This window comes from Bacteroides celer, from assembly GCF_002632415.2.
GTDB lineage: Bacteria > Bacteroidota > Bacteroidia > Bacteroidales > Bacteroidaceae > Bacteroides.
In genome coordinates, this window is sequence record NZ_CP178209.1 from 2,347,130 (window position 1) to 2,361,992 (window position 14,863).

18 protein-coding genes and 1 pseudogene are annotated in these 14,863 nt (G+C 39.5%); all 19 read left to right on the forward strand.

Annotated elements, in window-relative coordinates:
* The first annotated feature begins 147 nt into the window (after positions 1-147).
* Positions 148-1,107: pseudogene (locus tag CJF29_RS09095) on the forward strand (acyltransferase family protein).
* Positions 1,108-1,151: 44 nt separating this feature from the next.
* Positions 1,152-2,120 carry a glycosyltransferase family 2 protein gene (locus tag CJF29_RS09100; RefSeq protein ID WP_099147656.1) on the forward strand — a complete coding sequence of 323 codons (969 nt, stop codon included), beginning with the start codon at positions 1,152-1,154 and terminating at the stop codon, positions 2,118-2,120.
* 4 nt (positions 2,121-2,124) lie between these two features.
* Positions 2,125-2,655, forward strand: coding sequence for a serine O-acetyltransferase (locus CJF29_RS09105; protein ID WP_099147655.1), 531 nt, complete (start codon positions 2,125-2,127; stop codon positions 2,653-2,655).
* Positions 2,656-2,663: 8 nt separating this feature from the next.
* On the forward strand, positions 2,664-3,269 hold the full coding sequence (locus CJF29_RS09110; RefSeq protein ID WP_099147654.1) for an acyltransferase family protein: 606 nt from the start codon (positions 2,664-2,666) through the stop codon (positions 3,267-3,269).
* A 74-nt stretch (positions 3,270-3,343) separates the two neighbouring features.
* Positions 3,344-3,712: a hypothetical protein gene (locus CJF29_RS09115; protein WP_176817105.1), complete on the forward strand. Its 369-nt coding sequence runs from the start codon at positions 3,344-3,346 to the stop codon at positions 3,710-3,712.
* Between the two features lies 1 nt (position 3,713).
* The gene (gene tnpB / locus CJF29_RS09120) at positions 3,714-4,058 is read left to right on the forward strand and encodes an IS66 family insertion sequence element accessory protein TnpB (protein ID WP_004297053.1); all 345 of its coding nucleotides are present in this window, start codon (positions 3,714-3,716) and stop codon (positions 4,056-4,058) included.
* Positions 4,059-4,145: 87 nt separating this feature from the next.
* Positions 4,146-4,772 (forward strand): hypothetical protein, encoded by a 627-nt coding sequence (locus CJF29_RS09125; protein ID WP_413544493.1) that lies wholly within the window; start codon positions 4,146-4,148, stop codon positions 4,770-4,772.
* Positions 4,772-5,125: a hypothetical protein gene (locus CJF29_RS09130; protein WP_141561043.1), complete on the forward strand. Its 354-nt coding sequence runs from the start codon at positions 4,772-4,774 to the stop codon at positions 5,123-5,125. The genes CJF29_RS09125 and CJF29_RS09130 overlap by 1 nt, the downstream gene beginning before the upstream one ends.
* A 10-nt stretch (positions 5,126-5,135) precedes the next feature.
* Positions 5,136-6,401, forward strand: coding sequence for a group II intron reverse transcriptase/maturase (ltrA, locus tag CJF29_RS09135; protein ID WP_099147667.1), 1,266 nt, complete (start codon positions 5,136-5,138; stop codon positions 6,399-6,401).
* Positions 6,382-7,824: an IS66 family transposase gene (gene tnpC, locus CJF29_RS09140; RefSeq protein ID WP_413544492.1), complete on the forward strand. Its 1,443-nt coding sequence runs from the start codon at positions 6,382-6,384 to the stop codon at positions 7,822-7,824. Before ltrA ends, tnpC begins: the two co-directional genes overlap by 20 nt.
* Before the next feature lie 183 nt (positions 7,825-8,007).
* Complete coding sequence (locus tag CJF29_RS09145) at positions 8,008-8,355, forward strand: hypothetical protein (RefSeq protein WP_413544538.1); 348 nt, start codon at positions 8,008-8,010, stop codon at positions 8,353-8,355.
* Positions 8,356-8,367: 12 nt separating this feature from the next.
* Positions 8,368-9,531 carry a glycosyltransferase family 61 protein gene (locus tag CJF29_RS09150; protein WP_099147634.1) on the forward strand — a complete coding sequence of 388 codons (1,164 nt, stop codon included), beginning with the start codon at positions 8,368-8,370 and terminating at the stop codon, positions 9,529-9,531.
* Positions 9,532-9,537: 6 nt separating this feature from the next.
* On the forward strand, positions 9,538-10,674 hold the full coding sequence (locus tag CJF29_RS09155) for an SDR family NAD(P)-dependent oxidoreductase (protein ID WP_099147633.1): 1,137 nt from the start codon (positions 9,538-9,540) through the stop codon (positions 10,672-10,674).
* 7 nt (positions 10,675-10,681) lie between these two features.
* On the forward strand, positions 10,682-11,512 hold the full coding sequence (locus CJF29_RS09160) for an NAD-dependent epimerase/dehydratase family protein (RefSeq protein ID WP_099147632.1): 831 nt from the start codon (positions 10,682-10,684) through the stop codon (positions 11,510-11,512).
* Entirely contained in the window at positions 11,509-12,057 is a 549-nt protein-coding gene (locus CJF29_RS09165; protein ID WP_218014243.1) for a serine acetyltransferase, read from the forward strand. The genes CJF29_RS09160 and CJF29_RS09165 overlap by 4 nt, the downstream gene beginning before the upstream one ends.
* A 9-nt stretch (positions 12,058-12,066) precedes the next feature.
* The gene (locus CJF29_RS09170; protein ID WP_099147631.1) at positions 12,067-12,849 is read left to right on the forward strand and encodes a glycosyltransferase family 32 protein; all 783 of its coding nucleotides are present in this window, start codon (positions 12,067-12,069) and stop codon (positions 12,847-12,849) included.
* A 20-nt stretch (positions 12,850-12,869) separates the two neighbouring features.
* Positions 12,870-14,033, forward strand: a complete 1,164-nt coding sequence (locus tag CJF29_RS09175; protein WP_099147630.1) for a glycosyltransferase — start codon at positions 12,870-12,872, stop codon at positions 14,031-14,033.
* A 54-nt stretch (positions 14,034-14,087) separates the two neighbouring features.
* Positions 14,088-14,462 (forward strand): hypothetical protein, encoded by a 375-nt coding sequence (locus CJF29_RS09180; RefSeq protein WP_009041306.1) that lies wholly within the window; start codon positions 14,088-14,090, stop codon positions 14,460-14,462.
* Positions 14,456-14,791 carry an IS66 family insertion sequence element accessory protein TnpB gene (gene tnpB, locus CJF29_RS09185; protein WP_008998566.1) on the forward strand — a complete coding sequence of 112 codons (336 nt, stop codon included), beginning with the start codon at positions 14,456-14,458 and terminating at the stop codon, positions 14,789-14,791. The genes CJF29_RS09180 and tnpB (CJF29_RS09185) overlap by 7 nt, the downstream gene beginning before the upstream one ends.
* The last annotated feature ends 72 nt before the right edge of the window (positions 14,792-14,863 follow it).

The window sequence follows — 14,863 nt, forward strand, 5'->3', positions numbered from 1 at the left end:
TAAAAATCAGTATCTTTTTTGACGTTATTTATGAGGGAACCGCCTTGTGGCGGCTTTCCTTGGGGTACACGTCAAAATTGGACGCTAACAAATTTAGCAATCGATGCACTTCGACTTCCACTAATTATTCTGGTGGTGTTCATTCACATGAATCCAACTTTTGATAGTGTGGGATATTGGGGACTGACGATTAATACAATTGCCCAAGTGGCAGTGCCTTGCTTCTTTGTGATAGCTGGATATTTCTTTGTTGGGAATAAGCCGCTTACATTGGAAATGTATAAAGTGAAGCTGAAAAAGAGAGTGGTGACGCTGCTCATTCCTTATTTGTTGTGGAATTTGGTACCTTCGTTAGTGCTGATTGGCGGCAATCTTTTCTCAATTGTATTTCGCGGCAAATCAACTGAAGACCTCATGACGTTTCTTACAGATTTGTGGAACGATGGGGTATGGCATCTATGATGGGATAAAGTAAATGGAATGCCTTCTGATTCTCCATTGTGGTTTTTAAGAGATTTGATAGTGATGTGTGTGCTGGCTCCAGTATTTTATTATTTCATCAAGAAAGGAGGAAAACTTGCGGTTGTTATTTTGCTTTTGTTATATGTGTTCCTACCTGTCTCTTGGGCACATCTTCCTGGTATAAGTGTAACAGCTGTGTTTTTCTTTAATATAGGTCTTTACTTAAGATACAATGGAATAGATCTTATTGGTGGAAGTAGAATGTACCAGTTGGCTTGTGTCACAACAGCGTTTGTTCTCTTGATATTGGCTGTGCTGTTTAGAAATCAGGAATATTTATATTCATTGTTTATTCTTGTTGGAGCTTTTTGCAGTTTTGTCCTGATAGGATGGGCGAGGCCAAGTGTAGTGAAATGTTTTGCTAAGTTTTCACCCACTATATTCTTTGTTTATGCCATACATCAGACTTTTGTGTTGTCATACACGGGTCAGATAGTAGGAAGATTGCTGCCGGATAGTTATATAGGTGCTGTTTTGCATTATTTGATAGTGCCGTTTATTGCTACGGCAGTATGTATGGGTATCTATTATTTGATGAATTTAGTATCTCCTAAATTTCTAAAAGTTCTTTGTGGCGGACGATAATAAGTAGTTGGTAGAATATATACATATCAAATCTTTATAGAAAAATGATTTCAATAATTATACCTGTTTACAATGTCGAGAGATACTTGAGAGAGTGTCTTGATAGTGTCTTGACATTGCATGATTTTGAGGCTATTCTCGTAGACGATGGCTCCACAGATGCTTCAGGGAAGATTTGTGATGAATATGTGCGTACTGATCCAAGGTTTAAGGTCATTCATCAGCCAAACAGTGGTGTCAGCAAAGCGAGGAATGTTGGTCTTGATGCGGCAAGAGGGGAATGGATATGGTTTGTGGATTCGGATGATGTAGTAGATGTACGATGTGCTACACAAATCCAGCAATGGCTAAATCGACATAATGATACTGATTATGTAATGTTTGATCTGAAGAAATTTGATGATGGTGATGTGCATGTCATGGATTCTTTTTTCAGGCAGTACAAAGAAGTGGATATTCTTCAAGAAAAATCTAAGAATGATTTTTTATTAAAATATGTTTGTGCTTACCATTGTACTCTTTGGTATAGACGTGAAGTAGTGGAAAAATATAACATTCGCTTTACAATAGGCATTAGGAATTCCGAAGATGGTGAGTTCATGGCTAAATATCTTATGGTGATGCGACAGCCCATGAGAGTAGATTTTCCAATATATTATTATCGTATGCGGGAAGGGTCTGCCATGCATTTGGCTAATGCTAAAAAAAATATCATCGATGATGTACCTGTTGTCTTTTTCAATTTGCTCAAATGGATGGATAAGGTTGGCATTTCCATAGAACCATGGTTGAATTATTGGTTTATGAAGATGATACAGAATCTACTTGTTAATGCTTCACAGTATCCACAGTTGGATAGAAGGCAGTTTCAAAATACTGTAGGAAAAATGCTTCAAGCTTGCAAAGATAAAGGTTTTACTTTTGTCAATGATAAAAAAATGAGATTGGCAGGATGGAATGTATCAGTTTATTTTCTTGTCAATAGACTATATCTGAAAATTAAAGGTTTATAGTAATATGGTAAATTGGTTTTTTTGTATTATCGGTTGGCCGCATATTCTCGCTTATTTGTTCTTTAGAAGAAAGGATGAAAGAATAGACATGGACTTGGCAACCTATAATGATGGCAAGACAGGTGTTATGGCTTTTGTCAGTACCTTGAAAAGAAATGAATATCGCAATGTGTTTTACTTTCGTATTCCTCTTACTCTTCGTCTCTTCTTGAATCTTATATTACGGCGAGTTTCTGATTGTAAGCTTCAGTGTGCTCATATCGGGGGGGGGGTGAATATACACCATGGCTGGGGGACAATTGTCCTTGCTGAACGAATAGGAGAGAATTTTTCAGTTTATCAAAATGTTACTGTTGGATATGGCAAGGATGGCAAGCCGAGTATAGGAAATCATGTAAGCATTTACTCTGGTGCTGTCGTTTTTGGTGGAATAACAATAGGAGACCATGTAAGAATCGCGGCAAACACAGTGGTGCGAACGGATATTCCTCCTCATTCGCTTGTCTATGGCAATCCGGCAGTGATTGTTCATTAAAATAGTTTATGGTACAAAAAGAAAGAATCTTTTACTGGGATGTTATTAAAGCGTTTGCAATATTTCTTGTAGTGTATGGGCACTGTCTTCAATATCTTCAAGTGGATACGGAAAAATGTTGGAGTTCCTGTACTTCTGGTTTTATCTACTCTTTTCACATGCCCCTTTTTATGATGGTGAGTGGTTATTTTGCTCGTGGTATTTACACAAAGAGTTTTGCAGACAATCTAAAACATAAGACTTTACAGATTCTATTGCCTTCTATTTCCACTTATATTGTTGTAGGATTCATGCTGATATATATGAGACATGAGCAATGGGGATATGGATTGGTTAAGTTGGGAATGAATTGTTTTACAAGTTTTTGGTTTTTGAAAGCACTTTATATCTTGTATGTAGTAGGTATCGTATTTACATGGATTTATCGGAAAAGTAAATATATGGCTTTGGTGTGGGGCATATCCTTGTTCATCTTTTTACGTGATGATGTGGAATTTGTTCATTGTATGTCGATGTTGCCTTTCTTCTTAACTGGTATGCTCTTGTATAAGCTTGAGAAAAGATTTTGGGAAAATAAGTTCAAGATAGCTTTCGTTAGTGCTTTTGTATGGTAACCATTCTATTTTCCGCCTTGACATAAGTTGTTAGCCGCCATATCTTTGCGCCGTAACCTTTAACAAAAATGATTATGGCAAAAGAAAAAGTAAACTATCAGGAGGTATATGACCTCTACCAGTTATGCAGCGAGACCAAGGATCTTCGGGAGTTCTGTGCTGATTATGGGGTAAATTACGACAAGTTCATGAACTGGCAGCGTCACCAACTGTGGAGTGAGAAGTTAGGCAAGACAGTCCAGGTTGAGCAGCCCAAGGTTGCCAAAGTCCAGATAACCGGGAAACCATGCAATAGTCCAACTGTGAAGTTGGAAGTGAAACAGCCTGAAGGTGAACCACCAATAAAATGGATTAAGTTACAGTTGGTGTCTGGCGCAACACTGTTCCTGAGAAACACCACCGTTCTTGATTTGAGCCTGTTGCTTAATAAAATGATAGGATGATATGCTTGGTCTGAGTGCTAACCTGAACTATTACCTGTTTAACGGTAATGTTGATTTGCGGAAAGGCATTTTCCGTCTGTGTGAGAGTATAAGGGAAGAAATGTCCCTTGACCCGAGCGATGCGTCCAATGTATATATGTTCATGTCCCGGAACCGAAAGGTTGTGAAGATACTTCATTACGAACGCGGTTTTTATGTGCTTTACGAAAAACGTCCTGTTATGGGCAAATTCAAGAAACCTGTATTTGATGAAGTCTCCAGATGCTACCGGATACAATGGTCGGACATGGCTTATCTTACGGAAAGCATTGTAGTTGACAAGATGTACGTTAGTCCGAAAGGTTAATATTAACATGTTGATTATCAATAGAATAGTATAAAAATAAACGATAAAAAGTTTGCGTAACTGCCTGATTTTTCGTACCTTTATATCATGATTGATGAAAGAGCATACGAGTTACTTTGCTGTCAGCTGGGTCTGGCGAATGAGGAAAAGGCAGGGCTTCGCAAACAGGTAAACGAACTGATTGCGAGGCTTAAAGCAATTGAAGAATCCAACAAGGAGAACTCCAAGGCTCTGATGGAGACAATCAATGAGTTATCCGCAACAGTCGAGAACTATCGAAAGGAAATGGAACTTATGAGAAAGCAGCTTGGGGCAAAAGACGAGGTGAACAGAATGCTGGCAAACGAGATTTCCAATCTCAAGCTACAGCTTGATGACAGCAGGAAACACCGTTTCGGCCGTACCTCCGAGCAAAGAAGGCTGCTGAACAACCGTAACCTTGACAAGTCTGCAATGGAGAAGTCCGAGTATGACGGTTATGACAAGAAGGATGATGATAATAATAAGGCCGGTGTGTCACGAGGGCATTATAACATGATGCTATTGGCTGGTATCATGGAAATTTTGTCTGCAACTATCAAAGAGATGAGGGTAGGTCCCTCGCAATCGGTTTACAGGAACAGGTTGCAAACCATCACAAGCTGCGTTTTGAGCAATCAAAAAGTGGTGAACGTTGTGTGTAATAAGTCAGAAGATATGGTAAGGTATGTATAATGGAGTTGAATGTAAATGAACCGTTGATGAAGCATCGTTATTGTTATCAGATTACATCAGAAATAGGGCTTCTGCTACGCTCTATGATAAGAAGGGAGGTTACCTGTTTACTGTCCCTTTGGTGTACGGTGTGTAGGCGGCAAGACCATTATATAGGCTCTTTGATGGAACGTGAGAAGCAGATTGAGAATGTCAAGAGAAAATGCCAAAGACGCATGACACGTAAGGCAGAAAGTATCAAAGTCTCAATTTGTGGCGGATTTCTCCGTAGTAGTGTTGAAGTTCTTGTAATGAGAAGGGAGCGAAGGGGGAAACGTATTCAGCGGACTGTATTGTGCAACTTGATAAACTAAGGAGGACACAATGCAAGAAGCAAAACCATTTCAAATAGACAAAAGAATAATCTTTGAATCCTTTAAGAAAGTAAAGTTTAATAGAGGTAGTTCAGGCATTGATGGTATAGAGATGACCACTTATGAGCAAAACCTAGGTTCCAACCTTTATCGTCTATGGAATCGCATGAGCTCCGGCAGTTATATGCCTAAAGCAGTAAAACTTGTAGAAATACCGAAATCAAATGGTGGTAAAAGACCTTTAGGGATTCCCACTATTGAAGACCGTATTGCACAAATGGCTGTTGTTAATGTAATTGAGCCTCTCATCGAACCCTGTTTTCATGAAGATTCATTTGGTTATCGTCCGCATCGCTCTGCTCATGATGCCATAGCCAAGGCAGAAAGACGGTGTTGGAAGTATGCATGGGTTTTAGATATAGATATATCCAAATTCTTTGATACAATCGACCATGGCTTATTAATGAAAGCGGTGGAGAAGCATATCAATATAAAATGGATACTTCTCTATATAAAACGTTGGTTGACTGTCCCTTATCAGAGAAGTGATGGAGAAATTGTAAAGAGGGACATGGGAGTACCGCAGGGTTCAGTCATAGGTCCAATTTTAGCAAACCTGTTCCTACACTATACCTTTGATAAATGGATGTCTTATAAATATCCACACATACCTTTTGAGAGATATGCTGATGATTGTGTTTGTCATTGCAGTACATTGGCTCAAGCTGAATACATAAAGGAAAGGCTTGGAGAACGCTTTACTGAATGTAAATTGAAATTTAATGAGGAAAAGACAAAAATAGTATTCTGTAAAATGAGCAGTCGTTCATCAAAGCACTATCATTGTACTTCTTTTGATTATTTAGGCTTTACTTTTAGATCAAGAGCAGCAAAAGATAAACGCAACAACGTCTTATTCACAAGTTATTTGCCTGCTATAAGCAAGAAATCGGTAAGCAGAATACATGAAACAATAAAATCATGGAATCTCAAACGTCTCCATAATCGAAGTCTACGATTTGTGGCAGCATATATTAATGATGTCGTAAGAGGATGGATAAACTATTATGAGAAATTTGGTAAAACAGAATTTTGGAAAGTTATGTGCCATCTGAATCGCTCTATTGCTTATTGGGCAAAGACGAAATATAAAAGACTTCGTCGTCGAGGTGTCATATCTGCTCATTATTGGTTAGCCTATATAGCTCAGAAAGAACCCAATCTGTTTTATCATTGGCAAGTAGGATATGTACCCTATGCACGTCAAAAGAAATGATTTGAATGCGAAGAGCCGTATGAAGGGAGACTTTCACGTACGGTTCCGAGAGAGGCTGAGGGTGAAATTCCCTTGGTCTACTCGACATGGTAACGAAACCAGTGGCAATACCTCTTCCGATAACGTGCCTGAACAGAACAGCAAACCTTCAAGAAGAAAGGAAACCGCCCCACGTGCAGAAAAGAGCAGGCTGAAGGTGGATAAGGTAGTTGTTCATGAAATAGAAGACTATTACCAACTCCCGGATGGTGCAAGGTTTATGAACCGTAACGGTATGCCTGATGTTTGGGAATACAGGGTCATAGAACATGTAAGGGCTCATAACGTGGAGCATGTTTACAAGGTGGCAAGGGTAAAGCTTACAGACGGCACTTTCACAAGCACCATGGAGCATCCGCTGAAAAATCTTGGAGGTATCTTCTCTCCTGAACTGCTTGCCCGCCTGCTCTGCCTAAAATATGACTTCAGCATGCCAGAAAACAGAGAGATAAGACTGCTTGCAAGAGAGGGCATCCACATAAGCAATACCACGCTGAACAGCTATATACATAACGGAATCGCCAAGCTAAAGGAGTTCATAGAAGATGTATTCAAGGAGTTTGTACAGAGAGCTAAATACCTTATGGTTGATGAGACCACCGAACTCGTAGGAGTGGAGACAAAGGAAGGGAAGGCTTACAGGAGAAAGTACTTATGGGCTTTCTTTGCCAAGCATATTAAGATGGTCTATTATCACTATAATAACGGCAGCAGGTCATCCGATGCGGCAAAGTCATTCCTGGAATATTTTATGGGAACCATATCCACTGACGGATATACGGTTTACAGGATGTACGATGGTGAAGACTCAAAGGTGCTTCATATAGGATGCTGGACGCACTGTAGAAGGTTGTGGGTTGATGCCCTGCCTTCAGACAGAACAGCGATGGACATAATAGATCCTATTGGTGAGATGTTCAGAAATGAAGACCTGTTCCGTATGATGAAACTCAGCGGTGAGCAGATTAAGGAAAGAAGGCTTAAGCTTACAGGACCGATTCTTGAACGTATCCATCATAAGGTGGTCATTATGATGCAGGATGCGAAGATTATGGCTAACGAACTGATGAGAAAGGCCGTGAACTATACGATACACCAGTGGAAATCCTTGAGAAATATCCTCAAGGACGGTTCAGCGGAAATCTCGAACAACCTCTGTGAGCAAAGGATGAAACCTGTAAAGCTGCTGCTCAAGAACTGTATGAACATAGGCAGTGAGGATGCGGCAGAAAACTCAGCATTCATCTTCTCTTTGATAGAGAGTTGTAAGTTAAATGACATAGCCCCTCAGGACTACCTGAAACACTTGTTTGAATGTATTCTTTATGGTAAGGACTGCGACAAGAAGGCGCTTCTGCCATGTTTCTATAAACCGGAATGTTAAAACAAAAATATTTTCTTACGGGCATTTTTATTTTATCGGCTGAAAGACAGCCGATAAAATTGTCGTGGCGGAAAATAGTATGGTTACTTTGTATGCGCTATTTTGTGCTGGCGCTATGATATTGTTGATTATAATATGTATATGCATCCTTTTCATTTTGATATACCATCAATTTATCTCTTTGTGATAAGAACACTTATCGGAATATTTGCAAGTTTACTATGTGTTATATTGATTCGTTTGATTTGTGACAGGTTAGGCGATATTGGTTTGGTACGAGCTTTTGCCAAGGTAGGAACTATGACGTTAGGTATTTATGTTTTTCATAGAGAAATAGTATTATTATCTAATCGTTTCGCGGCAAGGATAGAGTCTTTAAATATCTTTGGTGATTCTGATATGGGGGAGTTGTTTTATGAATACGGTATTTGTCTGACTGCTACCTTGCTGTTTATGGCTATAAGTATTTCAATCATCTTGATTTTGAGAAAGAACAAATATTCGAGACTGATTTTCTTAGGTGAAAAATAATCATTTTAGATAATGGCTACGTATAATTATGACTTTGTCAATGATAAGTTCAGAGACGAAGTGATTTGGAAAACCCGGCAGAATTGCTTGGTGAAAACGCCTCTCAAAGCAATATGTTATAAAGATGCGTATGTCTTTCCATTTAAGGAAGGGCAAAGAGGTGAGGTTGTCACAGCTGATGGGATAACCTTGGCTTCCGACTTCAAGGAAAAGATTTCCTTGGATAAGTTTGATACCACAGGGCTAAGACACGGGAAAAAGGCAATCTTTGTGGGTTCTCTTTGGATTTATATTTGGGGACATTGTTTTACGGACCATTTCAACAAGGCTTGGTTTGTCAATACGGATGAGTGTCGCAAACTTCAAAGCGAAGGGGCTGAGCTGGTTTTTATCTCTTGTAGCACGCAGATTCCCAAGTATATTCAATTGATATTTCAATATGCGGGAATAGACTTGAACCAAATAAGAGTGATAACAGAGCCTACTCGGTTTGAACAACTCTATGTTCCGGAAAATTGTTATTATCATACGCCTGACAAATGGCATAGATATTATACAAGGGAGTATCTTAGATTGTTGGACAACATTCGGGAAAATGTTACAAAAGAGGCTGAAGCTGCAGGAAACTATCCTGTTTATGACAATATCTATCTGACCCGTACACAGGGTAAATTCGGAAGTTTATGGAAAGATCTGGGAGAGAAAGTGGTGGAAAAAGCATTTTCCAAGGATGGATATACAGTAATTGCTCCCGAGAAACATACGGTGGCACAACAGTTTTGGATGATGATGAACTGTAAGAAGCTGGTGACAACGGATGGTTCTATTTGTCATGCCTCTTGTTTCTGTAAGCCTCATACGGAAGTCACCGTATTGTGCAAGGCCGATTTTCTGGTGGAGCATCAGGTTGTTTCTAATCAAATAGCCAACTTGGATGTGACATACGTTTCAGTACATCATTCTTTTTTCGTAGATAAAAAGCAGCCTTGGCACGGTCCTTATCTTCTTTGCATAACAAATAATCTGGAGCGGTATATGGGGCATAAGATACCTCACACTCCTTATTTCCTTACAAAGAATTTTGTGAAATATTGTATTAGAAAAATCTATGTTTCTATTTTCGGAAATATGGAGTGGATGAATAATATAGTTCGTAAACAACTAAAGAAATCATAATTATATATGGGAAAAGTTTTAATTACGGGTGGTGCTGGTTTCATAGGTTCCAACATCGCCTTGAAGTTGGTAGCCCAAGGCTATTCGGTTGTCGTATTAGATTCTCTTTCAGAGCAAATCCATGGTTCTGAGCCGAAATATACATCTCCTTTATATATCAGTATCAGAGATAAAGTTGAGTTTATCAAGGGTGATGTAAATAAGAGGGAAGACTGGATGAAAGCTCTTGACGGCATAGATTATGTTATCCATTTGGCTGCCGAGACGGGCACTGGTCAGTCTATGTATGAGATAGAGAAATATGTTGGTACAAATATCGGTGGTACAGCTTTGTTACTTGATATTCTAGCCAACAATCCTCATAATGTGAAGCGTGTGGTTGTGGCTGAGTCAAGAGCTATCTATGGTGAAGGCAAGTATGTGTGTCCTAAATGTGGCGAAGTCTATCCCAGTGAGAGAAAAGACGAAGACATGAGTAAAGGTGACTTTGAGTGTAAATGCCCCAAATGTGGTGGTGAGGTTCAATTGTCAGGAACTACGGAAGACAGCTTTATCCAACCATCATCTGTATATGGTATCACTAAGCAGGTGGAAGGTCAGTTGGTACATCTCGTTTGCAAGAGTATTGGTGTTGAGTCCGTATCCTTTAGATACCAAAATGTTTATGGTCCAGGTCAGTCTCTTTCCAATCCTTATACTGGAATCTTGAGTATTTTCTCCACGCGTATCAAAAATGGCAATGGATTGAATATCTTCGAAGATGGCAAGGAAACAAGAGACTTTGTCTATATCGAAGATGTTGTAGATGCTACCATCTTGGGGATGGAAGTGCCCGGGGCAGATGGACACGTGTTTAATGTGGGCACTGGAGTTGCTACAGATGTTCTTACTGTTGCTCAGACTCTTTGTGATAAGTATGGAATCCAAGTGCCTATTACTGTATCTGGTAATTATCGGTTGGGCGATATTCGGCATAATTTTGCGGATATTACCTTGGCTCGTCAGATTTTAGGCTTTGAACCGAAGTGGAGTTTTGCTGACGGTATTGAGCAGTTTGTAAAATGGGTTAATGTTCAAGAGGTGCAAGAAGATAATTATGAAGCATCTATTGAGGAAATGAAGAATAAGGGACTTTATAAATAGAAACGTCATGAAAGTATTGGTTACTGGTGCAAATGGCTATATAGGACGTCATGTGGTCAGGTCTCTTTTAGATAAAGGTGTAGAGGTGATAGCTTGTGATGTTTGTACAGATGAAGTCGATTCTAGGGCTGCGTGTAAGATTTTGAATCTTTTTGATTTGCCGGAAGGAAATGTTTTTGAGAAATTAGGTTCTCCTGATGTTTGCTTGCACATGGCTTGGCGTAATGGTTTCGTTCATAATGCGCCTACTCAAATGGGCGATCTTTCAGCCCACTACCGCTTTCTTACGGCTTTGGTTGATGGTGGCTTGAAGCAACTGGCAGTTATGGGAACAATGCATGAGGTAGGTTATTGGGAAGGAGTAATTGATGAAAATACGCCTTGCAATCCTATTTCTATGTATGGTATTGCTAAGGATGCTCTTCGCCGTAGTATGATGCTGTATGCGCAACAGAAAAGCGTTGTCTTTCAATGGTTGAGATGTTATTATATCCTTGGTGACGATATGCGTAACAATTCGATATTCAGTAAGTTGCTGCAGGCTGCGGAAGAGGGGAAAACAATATTTCCGTTTACTACAGGCAAGAATAAATATGATTTTATAGAGGTTGATAAATTGGCAGATTTACTGGCATCTTCGGTTGTCCAGTCGGAGGTTACAGGTATCATCAACTGCTGTACAGGACATCCTATCAGTCTGGCAGAGAGAGTCGAAGCTTTCATCAAGGAATATAATTTGGACATTAAGCTTGAGTATGGCGCTTTCCCAGACAGACCTTACGACTCTCCTTGTGTTTATGGAGATGCTACAAAAATAAATGTAATCATGAGACGATGAAAAGAAAATTATATTACTTCTTTGGTGTGTTCCACATTCTTTGTTATTGTTTTTATCATCGCAGAATCAAGGAAATAGATGAGGATTTATTTCGCTTTACAGGGGGAGTCGGAATAAAACAATTTGCAGGGCAGTTGTTTCGTAAGGAATATCGGACAGTATTCTATTATAGGTTACCTTTTTATTGGGCTTTCTTTTTGAATTTTTTCCTCGGGAAAATGGAAAATTGTGATATTCATTGTCGTATTGAGGGCGGACTTAGAATTGTTCATGGTTTCTCATCGGTGTTGAGTGCCCGTAGCATAGGACGTAATTTCGAGTTCTATCAGAATGTTACTGTGGGATGGGGACGAGATGGAAATCCTACTATTGGGGATAATGTAAGCATCTATGCAGGCGCTGTTGTTGCTGGTAATATCCATATAGGAAATAACGTGAAGATTACTGCCAACAGTTTTGTTAGAAAAGATGTGCCAAACAATACTTTGGTGTTTGGTAATCCTGCTCAATATAAGCCTTTAGTTGATGAAAATGTTTACTCCTAATAAGCAGTTATGATACCAAAGACTATTCATTACTCTTGGTTTAGTGGCGATCCATATCCAGATCATTTGAAGGCTTGCATGGATACATGGAAAAAGGTGTTGCCTGACTATGAGTTCGTTTTGTGGGATGCCAAGCGATTGGCGAAGTGTAATAACGTGTTTGCCAATGAAGCGGTAAGTGTGAAAAAATGGGCTTTTGCTGCTGATTTTGTACGTTTGTATGCCGTTTATCATTACGGAGGCATTTGGTTAGATACAGATGTGGAGATGTTCAAGAGTTTTGATCCTTTTCTCAACGACGGTATGTTTATCGGAAGAGAGTATTATGTGCATCATGACAAGACAGGGCTTGAGTATACAATGCTTACTTCGCATTGTTTTGGGGCGGAGAAAGAACATGCTTTCATCGGCGAGTGCTTGGAATATTACAAGAATCGTCACTTCATCCGTTCTCACAACGAGCGTTTGGAGCAGCGTCTACGCTATGATATGACGATTATCCCTGACCTCCAAATGAGTTTAGCGCAGAACTATGGCTTTGACAACAGCAATGCCAACAACAATAAGCAGGTCTTGGAGAATGGTATCCATGTCTATCCCTACCAGTATTTTGACCAGCCGGGTTATACAAGTATGAAGGATGTGGTTTGCATCCATCGTGTGGCACAGAGCTGGAATCCCAACGCCAAAGGTAACACTTCTAATTCTGTCACTGACTTGAAGAAGAAAACCTTAGGGTATTACAAGATGAAGATACAGCAAAGGATTGCAAAAATGATTCAAGACCTTTAGGTTTATTATTTTATTGTTCTATGAGAATCTTATATATTTTAAAACATGATCCTTGGGGGATTGGTGGTGGTTGCTACGCCTGCCGCAACTATCTTGAAGCTTTTTATGAGGTGTTCAAAGGTAGTGAAATGGAGATATTGGTGTGTGCTGAATATTTGGTATATGGTAAAATAGGAGAACTACCTAATGTGCGCTTCATTGGAGTGAATGAGCGAAAGCTGGTTAGTAAGTTATTATCTCCTGTTACGGGAGAGATGCACCGGTTTCAATCAGTTGCAACGAAACAGCTTAAGGCCAACCATTATGATTTGTGTATTTTTGATCATAACTGTATAGCTGGCTCTTTGGTGCAACTCTGTAAGAAACAGGGCGTAAAAACGGTGGTGCTCAACCATAACTGTGAGTTTGAATATTATCGGGATAATCATCCTTCGCTACTCAATCGTATGTTGTTTCTTCCTGTAGTGAAACAAAACGAGAGGAAGGCTTATCTGCTTTGTGATTATAATATATTTTTAACCAAAGAGGATAGGGAGTTGTTTGGACAGCTTTATGGGATATCTACTACTGTAACTGTGATTGGTGGATGTTTTTTGAAGAAGGGGGAGCGAATAGAAACGACTGTATTAAAGCCTTTCAATAAACAAAAATTAAAAGTGGTAATCAGTGGGACAATAGGTAATGTGCAAAACTTGGATGGCATCAACTACTTCTTGAATGAACTCTATCCTTGTGTACCTGAGGAGATGGAGGTGGTGATAGCCGGTAAGAATCCCCCTGCTGAATTAGTGGGACGTCTAAAGGAGTTCAGCAATATAGAGTTGATAGCTAACCCCATGGATATGGATGCAGTGCTTCGTGATTGTGATATTTTTCTTTGTCCCACCCGGTTGGGAGGCGGCATGAAACTGCGTGTGATGGATGGTTTGCGCAATGGGTTGCCTGTGATAGCTCATAAGGTATCGGCGAGAGGATATTCCGCTTTCTATGAAACCGGATGTTTGAAAGCTTTTAAAGATAAGGAGGATTTTGAGAAGATCTTGATTAAATTGATAGAGGATATCAAATTTTCACGAATCAATAAAGAAGATATAGTAGCACATACTATAGAAGAGTTGAGCTTTGAAACGGCTATTGTGAATTTGAAGGCTATAAAGATGTTAGCGTCCAAAAATGCCGTATAGTATAACCGATATAAAATCCAGATCTTTGCTTTCGTTAAATCAAAATCCAAGTTTATGTATAGTTACAATGATTTTGAGCGTCTATTTTTGCGCTATAAATTGGAAGGGATCCCTGCGGGTGTTTCTATTGAGAAATTTTGTATGTCTAACAAAGTGCCTTATAACCTATTTGCCAAATGGTACACGGATACCCGCAAGAAGATAATTCCTGTTCAGGTTCTGGGTGCTCCCTCAACGGAGGCCGAAATGAAGGAAAGTCCTTCCCCAATCCCGGAACGAAAGCCGGAAGCGGATACTCTGCTTTCTTCGCATAGCGAACTTCGAATCTTGGTGGATATCCGTATGAGCAATGGTGTTCATATCAGTCAGAAAAATTTAAGCTACGCAGGTTTGAAAAGCTTAGTGGAGAAACTGGAGGGTTTATGTTGAATATTACAGGACTAAACCACTTTTTCTTTGTCCGTGATTTCCACGATATGCGCTGTAAATATGATAAGGTCCTATCCATCATCCATCAACAGTTGAACCGTGAACCGGAGGATGGTGATGTATTTATCGTGATGTCTAAAGATTTACGTTTGGTGCGTTTGTTCAGCTATGACCGACGGTCTTACAGTATGTTTGAGAAACGTTTCAGACCCGGCTACAAGTTTATGCAGGTAACCTATAATGGTGGTGAAAGTGTTTATTCAATCCATTGGCAGGATGTCATTCTCTTGTTAGAATCTCCTGTTATTAAAAAGTTGATAATCAAATAAATAACAAGAAAAAAGTATCGAAATTATTCTTTTATTTCATCGTTTTTTTGTATCTTTGAAGCAGCAAAGGTA

Excerpts from the sequence above, each read along its gene's own strand:
- CJF29_RS09105 (WP_099147655.1), top strand. The coding sequence starts at position 2,125 with ATGGTAAATTGGTTTTTTTGTATTATCGGTTGGCCGCATATTCTCGCT.
- CJF29_RS09165 (WP_218014243.1), top strand. The coding sequence starts at position 11,509 with ATGAAAAGAAAATTATATTACTTCTTTGGTGTGTTCCACATTCTTTGT.
- CJF29_RS09125 (WP_413544493.1), top strand. The coding sequence starts at position 4,146 with ATGATTGATGAAAGAGCATACGAGTTACTTTGCTGTCAGCTGGGTCTG.
- CJF29_RS09180 (WP_009041306.1), top strand. The coding sequence starts at position 14,088 with ATGTATAGTTACAATGATTTTGAGCGTCTATTTTTGCGCTATAAATTG.
- tnpB (WP_004297053.1), top strand. The coding sequence starts at position 3,714 with ATGCTTGGTCTGAGTGCTAACCTGAACTATTACCTGTTTAACGGTAAT.
- CJF29_RS09100 (WP_099147656.1), top strand. The coding sequence starts at position 1,152 with ATGATTTCAATAATTATACCTGTTTACAATGTCGAGAGATACTTGAGA.
- CJF29_RS09150 (WP_099147634.1), top strand. The coding sequence starts at position 8,368 with ATGGCTACGTATAATTATGACTTTGTCAATGATAAGTTCAGAGACGAA.
- tnpC (WP_413544492.1), top strand. The coding sequence starts at position 6,382 with ATGCACGTCAAAAGAAATGATTTGAATGCGAAGAGCCGTATGAAGGGA.
- ltrA (WP_099147667.1), top strand. The coding sequence starts at position 5,136 with ATGCAAGAAGCAAAACCATTTCAAATAGACAAAAGAATAATCTTTGAA.
- CJF29_RS09115 (WP_176817105.1), top strand. The coding sequence starts at position 3,344 with ATGGCAAAAGAAAAAGTAAACTATCAGGAGGTATATGACCTCTACCAG.
- tnpB (WP_008998566.1), top strand. The coding sequence starts at position 14,456 with ATGTTGAATATTACAGGACTAAACCACTTTTTCTTTGTCCGTGATTTC.
- CJF29_RS09130 (WP_141561043.1), top strand. The coding sequence starts at position 4,772 with ATGGAGTTGAATGTAAATGAACCGTTGATGAAGCATCGTTATTGTTAT.
- CJF29_RS09160 (WP_099147632.1), top strand. The coding sequence starts at position 10,682 with ATGAAAGTATTGGTTACTGGTGCAAATGGCTATATAGGACGTCATGTG.
- CJF29_RS09170 (WP_099147631.1), top strand. The coding sequence starts at position 12,067 with ATGATACCAAAGACTATTCATTACTCTTGGTTTAGTGGCGATCCATAT.
- CJF29_RS09110 (WP_099147654.1), top strand. The coding sequence starts at position 2,664 with ATGGTACAAAAAGAAAGAATCTTTTACTGGGATGTTATTAAAGCGTTT.
- CJF29_RS09155 (WP_099147633.1), top strand. The coding sequence starts at position 9,538 with ATGGGAAAAGTTTTAATTACGGGTGGTGCTGGTTTCATAGGTTCCAAC.
- CJF29_RS09175 (WP_099147630.1), top strand. The coding sequence starts at position 12,870 with ATGAGAATCTTATATATTTTAAAACATGATCCTTGGGGGATTGGTGGT.